14 protein-coding genes are annotated in these 14,227 nt (G+C 63.8%); 7 read left to right on the top strand and 7 right to left on the bottom strand.

Annotated elements, in window-relative coordinates; genetic code table 11:
- Positions 1–23: 23 nt before the first annotated feature.
- The 5 genes from tgt to coaD form a co-directional block, all read right to left on the bottom strand.
- Positions 24–1,163, bottom strand: coding sequence for a tRNA guanosine(34) transglycosylase Tgt (tgt, locus tag CRO48_RS09325; RefSeq protein WP_097138440.1), 1,140 nt, complete (start codon positions 1,161–1,163; stop codon positions 24–26).
- On the bottom strand, positions 1,160–2,245 hold the full coding sequence (gene queA / locus CRO48_RS09320; RefSeq protein WP_097138438.1) for a tRNA preQ1(34) S-adenosylmethionine ribosyltransferase-isomerase QueA: 1,086 nt from the start codon (positions 2,243–2,245) through the stop codon (positions 1,160–1,162). The genes tgt and queA overlap by 4 nt, the downstream gene beginning before the upstream one ends.
- 122 nt (positions 2,246–2,367) lie before the next feature.
- Positions 2,368–2,877: a peptidylprolyl isomerase gene (locus CRO48_RS09315; protein WP_097138436.1), complete on the bottom strand. Its 510-nt coding sequence runs from the start codon at positions 2,875–2,877 to the stop codon at positions 2,368–2,370.
- A gap of 24 nt (positions 2,878–2,901) precedes the next feature.
- Positions 2,902–3,471, bottom strand: a complete 570-nt coding sequence (locus tag CRO48_RS09310) for a peptidylprolyl isomerase (protein ID WP_097138434.1) — start codon at positions 3,469–3,471, stop codon at positions 2,902–2,904.
- Between the two features lie 27 nt (positions 3,472–3,498).
- On the bottom strand, positions 3,499–3,993 hold the full coding sequence (gene coaD / locus CRO48_RS09305; protein WP_097138432.1) for a pantetheine-phosphate adenylyltransferase: 495 nt from the start codon (positions 3,991–3,993) through the stop codon (positions 3,499–3,501).
- Between the two features lie 239 nt (positions 3,994–4,232).
- Here coaD and CRO48_RS32145 point away from each other — a divergent pair, with 239 nt between their 5' ends.
- Positions 4,233–4,379, top strand: a complete 147-nt coding sequence (locus tag CRO48_RS32145; RefSeq protein ID WP_176526703.1) for a hypothetical protein — start codon at positions 4,233–4,235, stop codon at positions 4,377–4,379.
- Complete coding sequence (locus CRO48_RS32140; protein ID WP_176526702.1) at positions 4,376–4,516, top strand: hypothetical protein; 141 nt, start codon at positions 4,376–4,378, stop codon at positions 4,514–4,516. The genes CRO48_RS32145 and CRO48_RS32140 overlap by 4 nt, the downstream gene beginning before the upstream one ends.
- A 166-nt stretch (positions 4,517–4,682) precedes the next feature.
- On the opposite strand, the gene gyrA is transcribed toward CRO48_RS32140, so the two are convergent.
- Positions 4,683–7,493, bottom strand: coding sequence for a DNA gyrase subunit A (gyrA, locus tag CRO48_RS09300; RefSeq protein WP_097138430.1), 2,811 nt, complete (start codon positions 7,491–7,493; stop codon positions 4,683–4,685).
- A gap of 216 nt (positions 7,494–7,709) precedes the next feature.
- On the opposite strand from gyrA, the gene CRO48_RS09295 reads away from it, so the two are divergent.
- Both CRO48_RS09295 and CRO48_RS09290 read left to right on the top strand, forming a co-directional pair.
- Positions 7,710–8,339 carry a MarC family protein gene (locus tag CRO48_RS09295; RefSeq protein ID WP_097138428.1) on the top strand — a complete coding sequence of 210 codons (630 nt, stop codon included), beginning with the start codon at positions 7,710–7,712 and terminating at the stop codon, positions 8,337–8,339.
- Positions 8,340–8,531: 192 nt separating this feature from the next.
- Positions 8,532–8,900 (top strand): hypothetical protein, encoded by a 369-nt coding sequence (locus tag CRO48_RS09290; protein ID WP_141402032.1) that lies wholly within the window; start codon positions 8,532–8,534, stop codon positions 8,898–8,900.
- A gap of 49 nt (positions 8,901–8,949) precedes the next feature.
- On the opposite strand, the gene CRO48_RS09285 is transcribed toward CRO48_RS09290, so the two are convergent.
- Positions 8,950–9,495, bottom strand: a complete 546-nt coding sequence (locus CRO48_RS09285; RefSeq protein ID WP_097138424.1) for a single-stranded DNA-binding protein — start codon at positions 9,493–9,495, stop codon at positions 8,950–8,952.
- A gap of 306 nt (positions 9,496–9,801) precedes the next feature.
- On the opposite strand from CRO48_RS09285, the gene uvrA reads away from it, so the two are divergent.
- The 3 genes from uvrA to CRO48_RS09270 are packed head-to-tail and all read left to right on the top strand — an operon-like array spanning position 9,802 to position 14,203.
- Positions 9,802–12,720 (top strand): excinuclease ABC subunit UvrA, encoded by a 2,919-nt coding sequence (gene uvrA / locus CRO48_RS09280; RefSeq protein WP_097138422.1) that lies wholly within the window; start codon positions 9,802–9,804, stop codon positions 12,718–12,720.
- A 5-nt stretch (positions 12,721–12,725) separates the two neighbouring features.
- Positions 12,726–13,352: a glutathione S-transferase family protein gene (locus CRO48_RS09275; RefSeq protein ID WP_097138420.1), complete on the top strand. Its 627-nt coding sequence runs from the start codon at positions 12,726–12,728 to the stop codon at positions 13,350–13,352.
- Positions 13,353–13,390: 38 nt separating this feature from the next.
- A complete protein-coding gene (locus CRO48_RS09270) occupies positions 13,391–14,203 on the top strand; it encodes a DUF72 domain-containing protein (protein ID WP_097138418.1) in 813 nt (270 codons plus the stop codon).
- Positions 14,204–14,227: the final 24 nt, after the last annotated feature.

Here is a 14,227-nt window from a genome sequence, read left to right as displayed (position 1 = left end):
CGTTTTCGGTCTTGAGGTCAGCTTCACGCGCTCTTCTTCGCATCCGCCTCGCCGCGTGCCCAGGCCTCCTGCGTTTCCGCCATGAAATCCGCATAGCGACCCTCTTCGATCGCTGAACGGATTCCGGCCATCAGTTCCTGATAGTAGGCCAGATTGTTCCATGTCAGCAGCATCCCGCCCAGCGACTCGTTCGAACGCACGAGATGGTGCAGATAGGCGCGCGAATAGTCGCGGCTCGCCGGGCAGGACGACAGCTCGTCGAGCGGGCGCATGTCCTCGGCATGGCGGGCGTTGCGGATGTTGATGCGACCGTGGCGGGTGAACGCAAGGCCGTGACGGCCGGAGCGGGTCGGCATCACGCAGTCGAACATGTCTATGCCATGTGCCACAGATTTCAAGATGTCATCGGGCGTGCCCACACCCATCAGGTAGCGCGGCTTTTCGAAGGGAAGATGCGGGCACGTCGTGTCGATCATGTCGAGCATGACCGCCTGCGGTTCGCCCACGGCAAGCCCGCCGATCGCATAGCCCTTGAGGTCGAGGCCGGTGAGTGCCTGCGCCGAGCGCACGCGCAGTTCTGGAATGTCGCCGCCCTGCACGATGCCGAACATCGCCTTGCCCGGCTGGTCGCCGAACGCCACCTTGCAGCGCTCGGCCCAGCGATAGGACATCTCCATCGCCCGCTCGATCTCTTTCGGTTCGGCGGGGAGGCGCACGCATTCGTCGAGCTGCATCTGGATGTCGCTGTCGAGCAGGCCCTGGATCTCGATCGAGCGCTCCGGCGACATGTGGTGCAGCGAGCCGTCGACATGGCTCTTGAAGGTCACACCCTGCTCGTCCAGCTTGCGCAGGCCGGACAGCGACATCACCTGGAATCCCCCGGAATCGGTCAGGATGGGATAGGGCCAGCGGATCAGCTCGTGCAGGCCGCCGAGGCGTGCCACGCGCTCCGCACCGGGGCGCAGCATCAGGTGATAGGTATTGCCGAGGATGATGTCGGCGCCGAGATCGCGTACCTGATCGAGATACATCGCCTTGACGGTGCCAACCGTGCCCACCGGCATGAAGGCCGGCGTCCGGATCGCGCCCCGCGGCATCGACACCTCGCCGCGCCGCGCCTTGCCGTCGGTCGCGGAGAGCTTGAATTCAAAGCGTTCGGTCATGGTTTCTTCCGGAAAAGCAGGCTGGCGTCGCCATAGGAATAGAAGCGGTAGCCGGTCTCGATCGCATGCGCATAGGCTTCCCGCATCGTCTCCAGGCCGCAGAAGGCGGAAACGAGCATGAATAGCGTCGATTTCGGCAGATGAAAATTGGTCATCAGCACGTCCGCCACGCGAAAGCGGTAGCCGGGCGTGATGAAAATGCCGGTCGGACCGGACCAAGGCTCGACCGTTCCGTCCTCGCTTACCGCACTTTCCAGCAGGCGCAGCGAGGTGGTGCCGACGCAGACGATCCGTCCGCCCCTCGCCCGAACCGCGTTCAGCGCCGCTGCCGTCTCCCTGGATACGTAGCCGATCTCCTGGTGCATGACGTGGTCGTCGGTGTCGTCCGCCTTGACGGGCAGAAATGTCCCCGCGCCGACATGCAGCGTGACGAAATGGCGCTCGACCCCGCGGGCATCGAGCTTGGCAAACAGCGCGTCGGTGAAATGCAGGCCCGCGGTGGGCGCGGCGACCGCACCCTCCTCGCGCGCATATATCGTCTGGTAGTCGCGCCGGTCCTCGGCATCGTCGGCGCGCTTGGAGGCGATGTAGGGTGGCAGCGGAATATGGCCGACGGAGGCGATGGCCTCGTCCAGCATGGGGCCGGAAAGATCGAAGCGCAGCGTGACTTCGCCGCCCTCGCCCTTTTCCTCCACCGTCGCCTCCAGGCTGCCAAGCAGGCAGGCGTTACCGCGATGGCCGAAGGTGATGCGATCGCCGAGCTTGATGCGCTTGCCGGGCTTTGCGAAGGCCTTCCAGCGGTCGGCGGCAATCCGCATGTGCAGCGTGGCCGAGACCTGCTGACCGCCCGCCCCTTCCCGGTGGCGAATGCCCTCGAGCTGTGCTGGGATGACACGCGTATCGTTGAACACCAGCGCGTCCCCGGGCTGCAGGAATTCCGACAGGTCGCCGACGTGGCGGTCCTCGAAAGGCTGGTCCGCATCGGGACGGACGACGAGAAGACGCGCGGCCTCGCGCGGGGTGACCGGGCGAAGGGCGATCCGCTCTTCCGGGAGATCGAAATCGAACAGTTCTATACGCATTGTGCTGCAGCTATTGGTCCAGGTGCTGCCCGATAAACCATTTCGGCAGAAAAGGGAAACCCGCCCCGGTGCCTGCCGGGTCGAGACAGGTGCGCGGAGCGGGTTCCGGAGATCGGACGCGATCAGGCGTCGGCTGCGACCTTCATCGAGACGATGGTGTCGGGATCCTTGACGGGCTCGCCGCGCTTGATCTTGTCGATGTTGTCCATGCCTTCGATGACCTGGCCCCAGACGGAATACTGCTTGTTCAGCCAGGGCGCGTCGGTGAAGCAGATGAAGAACTGCGAGTTCGCAGAATTCGGCATCTGGCTGCGGGCCATGGAGCAGGTACCGCGAACGTGGCTCATGTTGGAGAATTCGGCCTTCAGGTCCGGCTTTTCCGAGCCGCCCATGCCGGCGCGGGCCGGATTGAAGTCCTTGCCGCCGGTCTTGCCGTACTGAACGTCACCGGTCTGGGCCATGAAGTCCTCGATGACGCGGTGGAAGACGACGCCGTCATAGGCGCCCTCACGCGTCAGCTCCTTGATGCGGGCGACGTGCCCGGGCGCTACGTCCGGCAGAAGCTGGATGACGACCTTGCCCTTCGAGGTCTCCATGATGATAGTGTTTTCCGGATCCTTGATCTCGGCCATGGTCTTTCTCCTTGGTTGGAATGCTTATTTGCCGACGGTGACTTTGATCATCCTGTCGGGATCGGTGACGGAGCCGTTGTTGCTCTCCTCGCCGCGCTTGATCTTGTCGACGTTCTCCATGCCCTCGACGACCTGGCCGACGACCGTGTACTGCCCATTGAGGAAATCGCCGGGCGCAAACATGATGAAGAACTGCGAATTGGCGGAATCGGGATTCTGCGCGCGGGCCATGCCGACCGTGCCGCGCTGGAACGGGACGTTGGAGAACTCGGCGGGCAGGTCGGGCATGGAGGAACCGCCGGTCCCGGCGGCAGCCGCGCTAAAGCCGTCCTCCATGTCGCCATACTGGACGTCACCCGTCTGCGCCATGAAGCCGTCGATCACGCGGTGGAACGCGACGTTGTCGTATTCCCCCTTTTCCGCCAGCGCCTTGATGCGCTCGACATGCTTCGGCGCGACGTCGGGGCGCAGCTCGATGACAACGGGGCCGTCCTTCAGCTGGATCGTCAGATATTCCTTCGCCTGCGCCCAGGCGCTGCCGCTGGCGGTAGCAAGAAGAAGGGCGCCGGCAAGGGCGAACTTGAAGAGTTTCATGGTCACTCCGTTTCGTTGAAAGGCGTATCAGGTGCGTCTGCGGGCCTTCAGCGCCGCATCGACGACCTTGGGAACGAAGGCGCTGACGTCACCGCCCATTCCCGCGATCTGACGAACCAATGTGGCGGTTATGGGCCGCGATGCAACCCCCGCAGGCAGGAAAACGGTCTGTACGTCCGGCGCCATCTGCTGGTTCATCCCCGCCATCTGCATTTCGTAGTCGAGGTCGGTGCCATCACGGAGGCCGCGGATCAACAGATGCGCATTGTGCGACCGCGCGGCATCGACGACCAACCTGTCGAACGACACCACCGATACGTCGTCCGCCCGCGCCGGGAGGGCCTCGGCGATCGCCTGCCGGATCAGTTCAGCGCGTTCCTCGAAGGAAAACAGCGGCGTCTTGCCGGGATGGATGCCGATCGCAACGATCACCTTGGGCGCGATGTTCAGGGCCTGGACGAGCACGTCGAGGTGTCCGTTGGTGATCGGGTCGAAGGAGCCCGGATAGAAGGCGGCGGCCATGGCGTGCAGTTCCCGTTTCGCCCGCGTTTTGTCATGCGACGCGGCGTTAGGCAATAGTGGCGCTCCGTCATGTCCCCGGCAAAGTCGACAAGTTTCCTGCACCGATCCGTCCAAGACCTCTGTGCGCGACCGGTGATTTACTTCGAATACAGGTTGTCGGGAACAAATCTCAAAGAGGACGCGTTTTGTCGGCAAGTTGATTGTGAAAATGCGCTTCCCAAGATGGAAGGAATTGCAAGATGGCGCTTGCTCTACTCTGCATGACCATGTTCGTTGTTCTCACTACCGCAAGCATGCGCGCGACCCGCCACGAGGCCCGCCGACGCAGTGAGCAGGGCAACCTGCATGGCAAATGGATCCGCAGCCGGCGGGAGGTGAAGGCATGACCATCCTCATGATCTTCTTCGCCGTGCTGATCAGCACGGTCTTCACCATCGACTTCTCGCGAACCATCTACACGCTCCGCCAGGAGCGGGTCGCGATCGGGAAGATGAGACGGAAAGCAGGCGGCTTCGACGTGTAGGCGCGCGCCGCGGTTCCGGAAGAAGGCAACACCGGAAACCGCGTCCGCGCCAGCGTCCCCTTGCCGCCGTCCTCGCGGACGCCACCCCTCGGGCAGCCCGCAAACCAGAAAGGCCGACGCTAGAGCGCCGGCCTTTCTGGTTATTGTACGACCGCAGGGATCGCCCTTAATCCGAGGCTTCCCCCTCGTCCGCCGACCGAACTGCGTCATCGCCCGTATCGTGAGCCGAAAGTTCGGCGCCGTTTGCCTCCTCGCCGATCTCCTCGTCATCGCCATCCGGCTCGTTGATGCGCTCGACGGAGACGACCTTCTCGTCCTTGGCGGTGGAGAAGATGGTGACGCCCTTGGTGGCGCGGCTGGCGATGCGGATGCCATTGACCGGCACGCGGATCAGCTGTCCGCCGTCCGAGACCAGCATGATCTGGTCCTTGTCCTCGACCGGGAAAGCCGCGACGAGCTTGCCGATCTCTGAGGTCTTCGACGTGTCGGTGGCGCGGATGCCCTTGCCGCCGCGGCCTGAGGTGCGGAAGTCGTAGGAGGACGACCGCTTGCCGAAGCCCTTCTCCGAAAGCGTCAGGACGAATTGCTCGCGCAGCCTCAGTTCCTCGTAGCGTTCGTCGGTAAGCTGCCCCTCTTCGGTGATCTCCTCACCGACCAGCGCGATCTCCTCGGCCTCGCCGCCGGCTGCGCGCCGTTCTGCCGCGGAGCGCTTCAGATAGGCCGCCCGCTCCCACGGCTCGGCATCGACGTGGCTGACGATCGTCATCGAGATGATGCTGTCGCCCTTGCCCAGAGAGATGCCGCGTACGCCGATGGAGTTGCGGCCGGCAAAGACGCGCACGTCGTCGACGGGGAAGCGGATGCACTGGCCGAGCGCCGTCGTCAGCAGCACGTCGTCGCGCTCCGTGCAGGTCTCGACGGAGAGGATCTCGTCGCCCTCCTCCTCCAGCTTCATCGCGATCTTGCCGTTGCGGTTGACCTGGACGAAGTCCGACAGCTTGTTGCGCCGCACCGTGCCGCGCGTCGTCGAGAACATCACGTCGAGGTTTTCCCAGGTGCTCTCGTCCTCCGGCAGCGGCATGATGGTGGTGATCCGCTCGCCGGGCTCGATCGGCAGCATGTTGATCAGCGCCTTGCCTTTGGACTGCGGCGTGCCGATCGGCAGGCGCCAGACCTTTTCCTTGTAGACGATGCCGCGCGATGAGAAGAACAGTACCGGCGTATGCGTGTTGGCGACGAACAGGCGCGTGACGAAATCCTCATCGCGCGTCGCCATGCCCGAACGGCCCTTGCCGCCGCGGCGCTGGGCGCGGTAGGTCGCAAGCGGCACGCGCTTGACGTAGCCGGCATGCGAGACGGTGACCACCATGTCCTCTCGGGCGATGAGGTCCTCGTCGTCCATGTCGGGACCGAAATCGGCGATCTCGGTGCGGCGCGGCGTGCCGAACTCGTCGCGGATCGCGATCATCTCGTCCTTGACGATCGCCTGGATGCGCAGGCGCGAGCTGAGAATATCGAGATAGTCGCGGATTTCCTCGCCGATCTTGTTCAGTTCCTCGTCGATTTCATCGCGACCAAGGGCGGTCAGGCGGGCGAGACGCAGCTCCAGGATGGCGCGTGCCTGCTCTTCGGAGAGATTGTAGGTGCCGTCCTCGTTGATGCGGTGGCGCGGATCGTCGATCAGGCGGATCAGCGAATCGACGTCCTTCGCCGGCCAGCGGCGTTCCATCAACTGTTCACGTGCCGTCTGCGGATCCGGCGCGCGGCGGATCAGGCTGATCACCTCGTCGATGTTGGCGACCGCGATCGCAAGCCCGACCAGCACATGCGCGCGGTCACGCGCCTTGCGCAGCAGGTACTTGGTGCGGCGACTGACGACTTCCTCGCGGAAGGAGACGAAGGCGCGCAGCATGTCGAGCAGCGCCAGCTGTTCCGGCTTGCCGCCGTTCAGCGCCACCATGTTGCAGCCGAACGAGGTTTGCAGCGGCGTGTAGCGGTAGAGCTGGTTCAGGACGACGTCGGCGACGGCGTCGCGCTTGAGTTCGATGACGACGCGGTAGCCTTCGCGGTCGGACTCGTCACGCAGGTCGGAGATGCCCTCGATGCGCTTCTCGCGCACCAGTTCGGCCATCTTCTCGATCATCGTCGCCTTGTTCACCTGATAGGGGATCTCGGTGATGATGATCTGCTCGCGGTCGCCGCGCATCGGCTCGACGCGGGCCACGCCGCGCATGATCACCGAACCGCGGCCGGTCTCGTAGGCCTGCCGGATGCCGGCGCGGCCGAGGATCATGGCGCCGGTCGGAAAGTCCGGCCCGGGAATGATCTGCATCAGGTCCGGCAGTTCGATCGCTGGATTGTCGATCAGCGCCACGCAACCATTGATGACTTCGGAGAGGTTGTGCGGCGGGATGTTCGTCGCCATGCCGACGGCAATGCCGCCCGCGCCGTTGACCAGCAGGTTTGGAAACTTCGCCGGCAGCACCGTCGGCTCCTGCATGGTGCCGTCGTAGTTGTCGCGGAAGTTGACCGTCTCCTTGTCCAGATCGTCCAGCAGCGAATGCGCGGCCTTCTCCAGGCGGCACTCGGTATAGCGCTGGGCCGCCGGCGGATCGCCATCGACCGAGCCGAAGTTGCCCTGGCCGTCGATCAGCGGCAGCCGCAGCGACCAGTCCTGCGCCAGGCGGGCGAGCGCGTCGTAGATCGCGCTGTCGCCGTGCGGGTGATACTTACCCATCACGTCGCCGGTAACGCGCGCGCACTTGACGTACTTCTTGTTCCAGTCGATCCCCATCTCGCCCATGCTGAAGAGGATGCGCCGGTGCACCGGCTTCATGCCGTCGCGCACATCGGGCAGCGCACGGCTCACGATCACGCTCATGGCGTAGTCGAGATAAGACCGCTGCATTTCCTCGATGATGGAAATCGGCTCGATGCCGGGAGGGTTTTTACCGCCGGGGGTCGTTTGCTCTGTCAATTTCGATCACGATCTTTGTTCAGAATCAGTCGGGAATCTATAGCCTAACGGCTTGAACTGCGCCAATTTTGCCGGAGGTTTTGAACAGCCTTTTGCCAGAAATCCGCCAATTATTGCAATTTCATGGCGGCATCGGCACCCAACCCGGCGCGCCCCTTCCCTTGGCGTCGGCACTCGCCTAACAATAGGAAAAAATTCGGCGAAGGGAACGGCCGCATGTACGACTGGAATCTGATCGTCAATGCATTCACGACCATGCTCGTGACCCTCGACCCGCCGGGCCTTGCGCCGATCTTCCTCGGCCTGACGGTTGGGATGAACCGCGCCGAGCGCCAGCAGGTCGCGTTGCGCGGCTCCATCATCGCCTTCTCCATCCTCGCCGCCTTCGCCATCTTCGGCGCGGGCATCCTGGGCCTGCTCGGCATATCGATCGCCGCCTTCCGTATCGCCGGCGGCCTGCTGCTCTTCTTCATCGCCTTCGAAATGGTTTTCGAGCGCCGCCAAGAGCGTAAGGAAAAGGCAAGTGAGATTGCCATCACCAAGGACCACATCCGCAACATCGCGGTCTTTCCGCTCGCCCTGCCGCTGATCGCCGGTCCCGGCGCGATCTCGGCAACGATCCTTCTGTCGGGCTCGCTGTCCTCCCCCGTCGGCCGAGCAGCACTTCTCGCGGTGATCGCGATGTGCGTTGCCATCGTCTACGTGACGCTCTACGTCGCCGAGCGTGTCGATCGTTATCTGGGCGCAACCGGCCGCGCCATCCTCACCCGCCTGCTCGGGGTGATCCTGGCGGCCCTCGCCATCCAGTTCGTGGTGGACGGGATCCGTGCGGCATTCGTGCTTTGACGCACGGATGTGGCGGCAGACCATCAATGCCGCGGCATACCTGCAACGGCCTCAGGCTCAACCTTGAGTTTTAACGAAGTATATAGCCGAACAGCCTAGCGTGACGCTTGATCGTCACGAGGGGGCGCGCACTTGCGGACAATATACACAATCCTCGGGTTCATCGCCGTCATGCATGTCGTGGGACTTCTCGTGGATGCGGTCGGGAAAGCCCACCTTGGGCTGACGCCCAGCGAGTCCGCCGGATCTTCAGTCCCAACTCCCTCTAATACCGCGATCCATGACGCCCTCTTCGCCTGTATGCCCGCCTTCGATCCGGCAGCCCGCGGCAGCCGGGAAACGGCGGAGGTGGTCGCCGTTCTCTATTCGAAGACGCTCGAGGTCAGGCAGCAGACCGCCGACAAAAGCGATCAGAAGGCAAAAATGCGCGAGTGGACGAAGGCAAACCTGCCGGTTCACCTGAGGCCACTCCCGGATGACCTCAAGAAAACAGTCGTCGCGAACCTGCATACGCTGGCAAAATCGAACGCGATGGAATGCATTGCCGGGCGGACCCGGTAGACTGCGTGCCCCAGCACTCAGAACGTCTCAACGCGGATCGTCGCCATCCTCAGAAGGGAATGTCGTCGTCCATGTCGCGCGAGAGCGAGCCGCCGCGGCTGGATGAAGAAGGCGAAGAAGACGGCTGCGAACCGTAGTCGTCGTAGTTCTGGCCGCCGCCATAGTTGCCACCGCTACCGCCGCCGTAATTGCTCGCACCGCCGAAGTCGGAGCCGCCGCCGCGACGGTCGCCGCCGCCCTCGCCGCGACCGTCCAGCATGGTCAGCGTCGAGCCAAAGCCCTGCAGCACGACTTCCGTCGAATAACGGTCGTTGCCGGTCTGGTCCTGCCACTTGCGGGTCTGCAGCGCGCCCTCGATATAGAGCTTGGCGCCCTTCTTCACATATTGTTCGACGACCTTGCACAGGCCTTCGTTGAACACGACGACGTTGTGCCACTCGGTCTTTTCGCGACGCTCGCCGGAATTGCGATCGCGCCAGGTTTCCGACGTCGCGATGCGCAGGTTTGCGATCGGACGACCGTCCTGGGTGCGACGGATCTCCGGATCCGCGCCGACGTTCCCGATCAGGATTACCTTGTTGACGCTGCCTGCCATCCGCTTAGTCCCTTTGTCGCGCCGGGCGCCGCCCGGCTGCCAAAATTTCAATCTGCCCATCTTAACGATCCAGGCGGCCGTGCGCCGCCCCGGAGCCCGGTTAATCCACAGATGAAATTCCGATATATTTCGTTCTTTTTTTGTTCTAGTAAATCCGTAACATCTTGTCAACCGAATCGGAAAGAGGCAGGGTTTCGTCGCGACGCGCATGGACAGGCACGTTCCAGTCCCTACATAGGATGCGCAATCGAACAGCCACCTTCATCCGAGACCCGACACTCACAGACGACATCTGGCGCTGGACACATGAGCGAACTCAAGACCATTTCCATCCGCGGCGCGCGCGAGCACAATCTCAAGGGCATCGACCTCGACCTGCCGCGCAACAAGCTGATCGTCATGACCGGCCTGTCCGGTTCCGGCAAGTCGTCGCTCGCCTTCGACACGATCTATGCCGAGGGCCAGCGGCGCTACGTCGAAAGCCTTTCGGCCTATGCGCGCCAGTTCCTGGAGATGATGCAGAAGCCGGACGTCGACCAGATCGAGGGCCTGTCGCCGGCCATCTCGATCGAGCAGAAGACGACCTCGAAGAACCCGCGCTCCACGGTGGGCACGGTCACCGAGATCTACGATTACATGCGCCTGTTGTTCGCCCGCGTCGGCGTTCCCTATTCGCCAGCGACGGGCCTGCCGATTGAGAGCCAGACGGTCAGCCAGATGGTCGACCGGGTGATCGATTTCGGCGAGGGCACGCGCCTTTACATCCTGGCGCCGATCGTGCGCGGCCGGAAGGGCGAGTACAAGAAAGAACTTGCCGAGTTGATGAAGAAGGGCTTCCAGCGGGTCAAGGTCGACGGGCAGTTCTACGAGATCGCCGACGTGCCGGCGCTGGACAAGAAGTACAAGCACGACATCGACGTTGTCGTCGACCGCGTCGTCGTCCGCCCGGACCTCGCCGCGCGCCTGGCGGACAGCCTGGAGACCTGCCTCAAGCTCGCCGACGGATTGGCGATCGCCGAGTTCGCTGACAAGCCGCTGCCGCTGGAAGAGACGTCGGCAGGCGGCTCGGCCAACAAGTCGCTGAACGAGACGCACGAGCGGGTGATGTTCTCGGAGAAATTCGCCTGCCCGGTCTCTGGCTTCACCATTCCCGAGATCGAGCCGCGGCTGTTTTCGTTCAACAATCCCTTCGGTGCCTGCCCGACCTGCGACGGTCTCGGCAGCCAGCAGAAGATCGATCCGGACCTGATCGTGCCCGAGCCGCAGCGCACGCTGCGCGACGGGGCGATTGCGCCGTGGGCGAAGTCGTCCTCCCCTTACTACAACCAGACGCTGGAAGCTCTCGGGGCGGCCTACGGCTTCAAGCTTTCCAATCGCTGGTCGGACCTTTCCAAGGAAGGGCAGGACGCGATCCTCCACGGCACCAAGGAAAAGATCGACTTCAACTACAAGGACGGCGCCCGCTCCTACAAGACGACGAAGACCTTCGAGGGGATCGTGCCGAACCTCGAGCGGCGCTGGAAGGAAACGGATTCGGCCTGGGCGCGCGAGGAGATCGAGCGCTACATGTCGGCCGCCCCCTGCCCCGCCTGCAACGGCTTCCGTCTCAAGCCGGAAGCGCTTGCGGTGAAGATCCATGCGCTGCACATCGGCGAGGTCACGCAGATGTCGATCCGGGTGGCGCGCGACTGGTTCGAGGCCCTGCCCGAGCACATGAACGCCAAGCAGAACGAGATCGCCGTGCGGATCCTGAAGGAGATCCGCGAGCGCCTGCGCTTCCTCAACGACGTCGGCCTCGAATATTTGAGCCTGTCGCGCAATTCGGGAACGCTTTCAGGGGGCGAGAGCCAGCGCATCCGGCTCGCCTCGCAGATCGGCTCGGGGTTGACCGGCGTGCTCTACGTGCTCGACGAGCCGTCGATCGGCCTGCACCAGCGCGACAACGCCCGCCTGCTCGATACGCTGCGCCATCTTCGCGACATCGGCAATACGGTGATCGTCGTCGAGCATGACGAGGATGCGATCCTGACGGCGGACTACGTGGTCGACATCGGGCCCGCCGCCGGCATCCACGGCGGAGAAGTGATCGCGCAAGGCTCGCCGCCCGAGGTGATGGCCAACCCGAAGTCGCTGACGGGCAAGTATCTTTCCGGCGAAATGGCCGTCTCAGTTCCCTCCGAGCGGCGCAAGACGAGCAAGAAGAAGGAAATCACCGTCGTCGGCGCCCGGGCCAACAATCTGAAGAACGTCACCGCCTCCATCCCGCTCGGCGTCTTTACCGCGGTCACCGGCGTATCCGGCGGCGGCAAGTCGACCTTCCTGATCGAGACGCTCTACAAGTCCGCCGCCCGCCGCATCATGGGCGCGCGCGAAATCCCGGCCGAGCACGACCGCATTGACGGTTTCGAGTTCATCGACAAGGTGATCGATATCGACCAGTCGCCGATCGGCCGCACGCCACGTTCCAACCCGGCGACCTATACCGGTGCCTTCACCCCGATCCGCGACTGGTTCGCCGGACTTCCCGAGGCGAAGGCGCGCGGCTACCAGCCGGGCCGCTTCTCCTTCAACGTCAAGGGTGGCCGCTGCGAGGCCTGCCAGGGCGACGGCGTCATCAAGATCGAGATGCACTTTCTGCCCGACGTCTACGTCACCTGCGACGTCTGCCACGGCAAGCGCTACAACCGCGAGACGCTCGACGTGACCTTCAAGGGCAAGTCTATCGCCGATGTGCTCGACATGACGGTGGAGGAAGGCGTCGAGTTCTTTGCCGCCGTCCCTGCCGTGCGCGACAAGCTCAAGACGCTGAACGAGGTCGGCCTCGGCTATATCAAGGTCGGCCAGCAGGCCAACACGCTCTCGGGCGGCGAGGCGCAGCGCGTCAAGCTCGCCAAGGAACTCTCCAAGCGCTCGACCGGCCGCACGCTCTATATCCTGGACGAGCCGACGACAGGCCTGCATTTCCACGACGTGGCCAAGCTGCTCGAGGTGCTGCACGAACTGGTGAACCAGGGCAATTCCGTTGTGGTCATCGAGCACAACCTCGAGGTCATCAAGACGGCCGACTGGGTGATCGACTTCGGCCCCGAGGGCGGGGATGGCGGCGGCGAGGTGATCGCCAAGGGCACGCCGGAGGATATCGTCAAGGTTGAGCGCTCCTATACTGGCCAGTTCCTCAAGGAGCTGCTGGAACGGCGTCCGGCGAAGAAGGTGGCGGCGGAGTAGATCGGATGATCCTGATCGGCCAGTACGATTCATCCTTCGTCCGCCGCGTGGCCATCGCCCTGCGGCTCTACGACCTGCCCTTCGAGCATCGCCCCTGGTCGGTCTTCGGCGACGGCGACAAGATTCGCGCCATCAATCCGCTGATGCGGGTGCCGACCATGGTGCTGGACGACGGCGACGTTATCGTCGACAGCCCTTCGATCATCGATCACATCGACGGGCTCGTTGCGCCGGAAAGGCGCCTCATTCCGGCCGACGGCCCGGGCCGGCGGCATGCGCTGAAGGTCATGGCGCTTGCCACCGGCCTTGCTGACAAGGGCGTGAGCCTCTTCTACGAGGAGCGGATCCACAAGGAGCCTTCGGTCCTGTGGGTGGAACGCTGCAGGGTGCAGATCGCAGCAACGCTCGATGTGCTGGAGGCCGACCGTGCGCGTGCGACGGGTCCCTTCTGGCTGGGCGAGCGCATCGGCCACGCGGATATTGCAGTTGCCTGTGCCATCAGGCACATGAGCGAGGCTCATCCCGGCCTGATCCGGCCGGATCAGCGTCCCGCGCTTGCCGCCCATTGCGCCGCGATGGAGGCCCTCCCCGTCTTCAAGGAAATCTCGCAGCCCTTCATCGCTCCGGCCTGAGCGGCAGCTCTGCAACATTCGCGTTCGGGAGAATCCCCATGAGCAAATCCGGCACCATCCGAACCGGCATCGGCGGCTGGACCTTCGATCCCTGGGAGGGAACGTTCTATCCCGACAAGCTGGCCAAGAAGCGGCAGCTGGAGTTCGCCAGCCGTGAGCTGACGGCGATAGAGGTCAACGGCACCTATTACGGCTCGCAGAAGCCGGAAACATTCGCAAAATGGGCCTCTGAGGTTCCGGACGGCTTTGTCTTCTCGCTCAAGGCCAGCCGCTTCACCACCAATCGCAAGGTTCTCGCGGAAGCCGGCGAATCGATCGAGCGCTTCCTGACGCAGGGCCTGACCGAGCTCGGCCCGCATCTCGGCCCGATCCTCTGGCAGTTCGCGCCGACGAAGAAGTTCGAGCCGGACGACTTCGAGGCCTTCTTAAAGCTGCTGCCGGCAAAGCAGGATGGCCTGCCCCTTCGGCACGCGCTGGAGGTGCGCAACCCGTCCTTCATGGTGCCCGAGTTCGTGGCCCTGGCGCGCAGGCACGGTGCCGCGATCGTCTACGCCCATCACGACGAGTATCCCGAAATCGCCGACGTGACCGGCGACTTCGTATACGCCCGCCTGCAGCGCGGATCGGACGACGTTGAGAGCTGCTATCCTCCCAAGGACCTCGACGCGTGGGCAGAGCGGCTGAAAACATGGGCGGATGGCGGCCAGCCGGCGGATCTGCCCATGATCGATGCGGGACAACCGGCTGCCAGGGAGCCGCGCGACGTGTTCGCCTTCTTCATCACGTCGGGCAAGGTCAACGCGCCGAACGGTGCGCGCGAGTTGCAGAAGCGGGCACAGCCGCGCGTGTGAGGCGGCATCGCCGGCCAGGGCGGC

This window comes from Rhizobium subbaraonis (assembly GCF_900220975.1).
GTDB classification, from domain to species: Bacteria; Pseudomonadota; Alphaproteobacteria; order Rhizobiales; family Rhizobiaceae; genus Mycoplana; species Mycoplana subbaraonis.
Note: the sequence above shows the minus strand (reverse complement) of the source record. Positions and strands in the feature narration are given on the sequence as shown.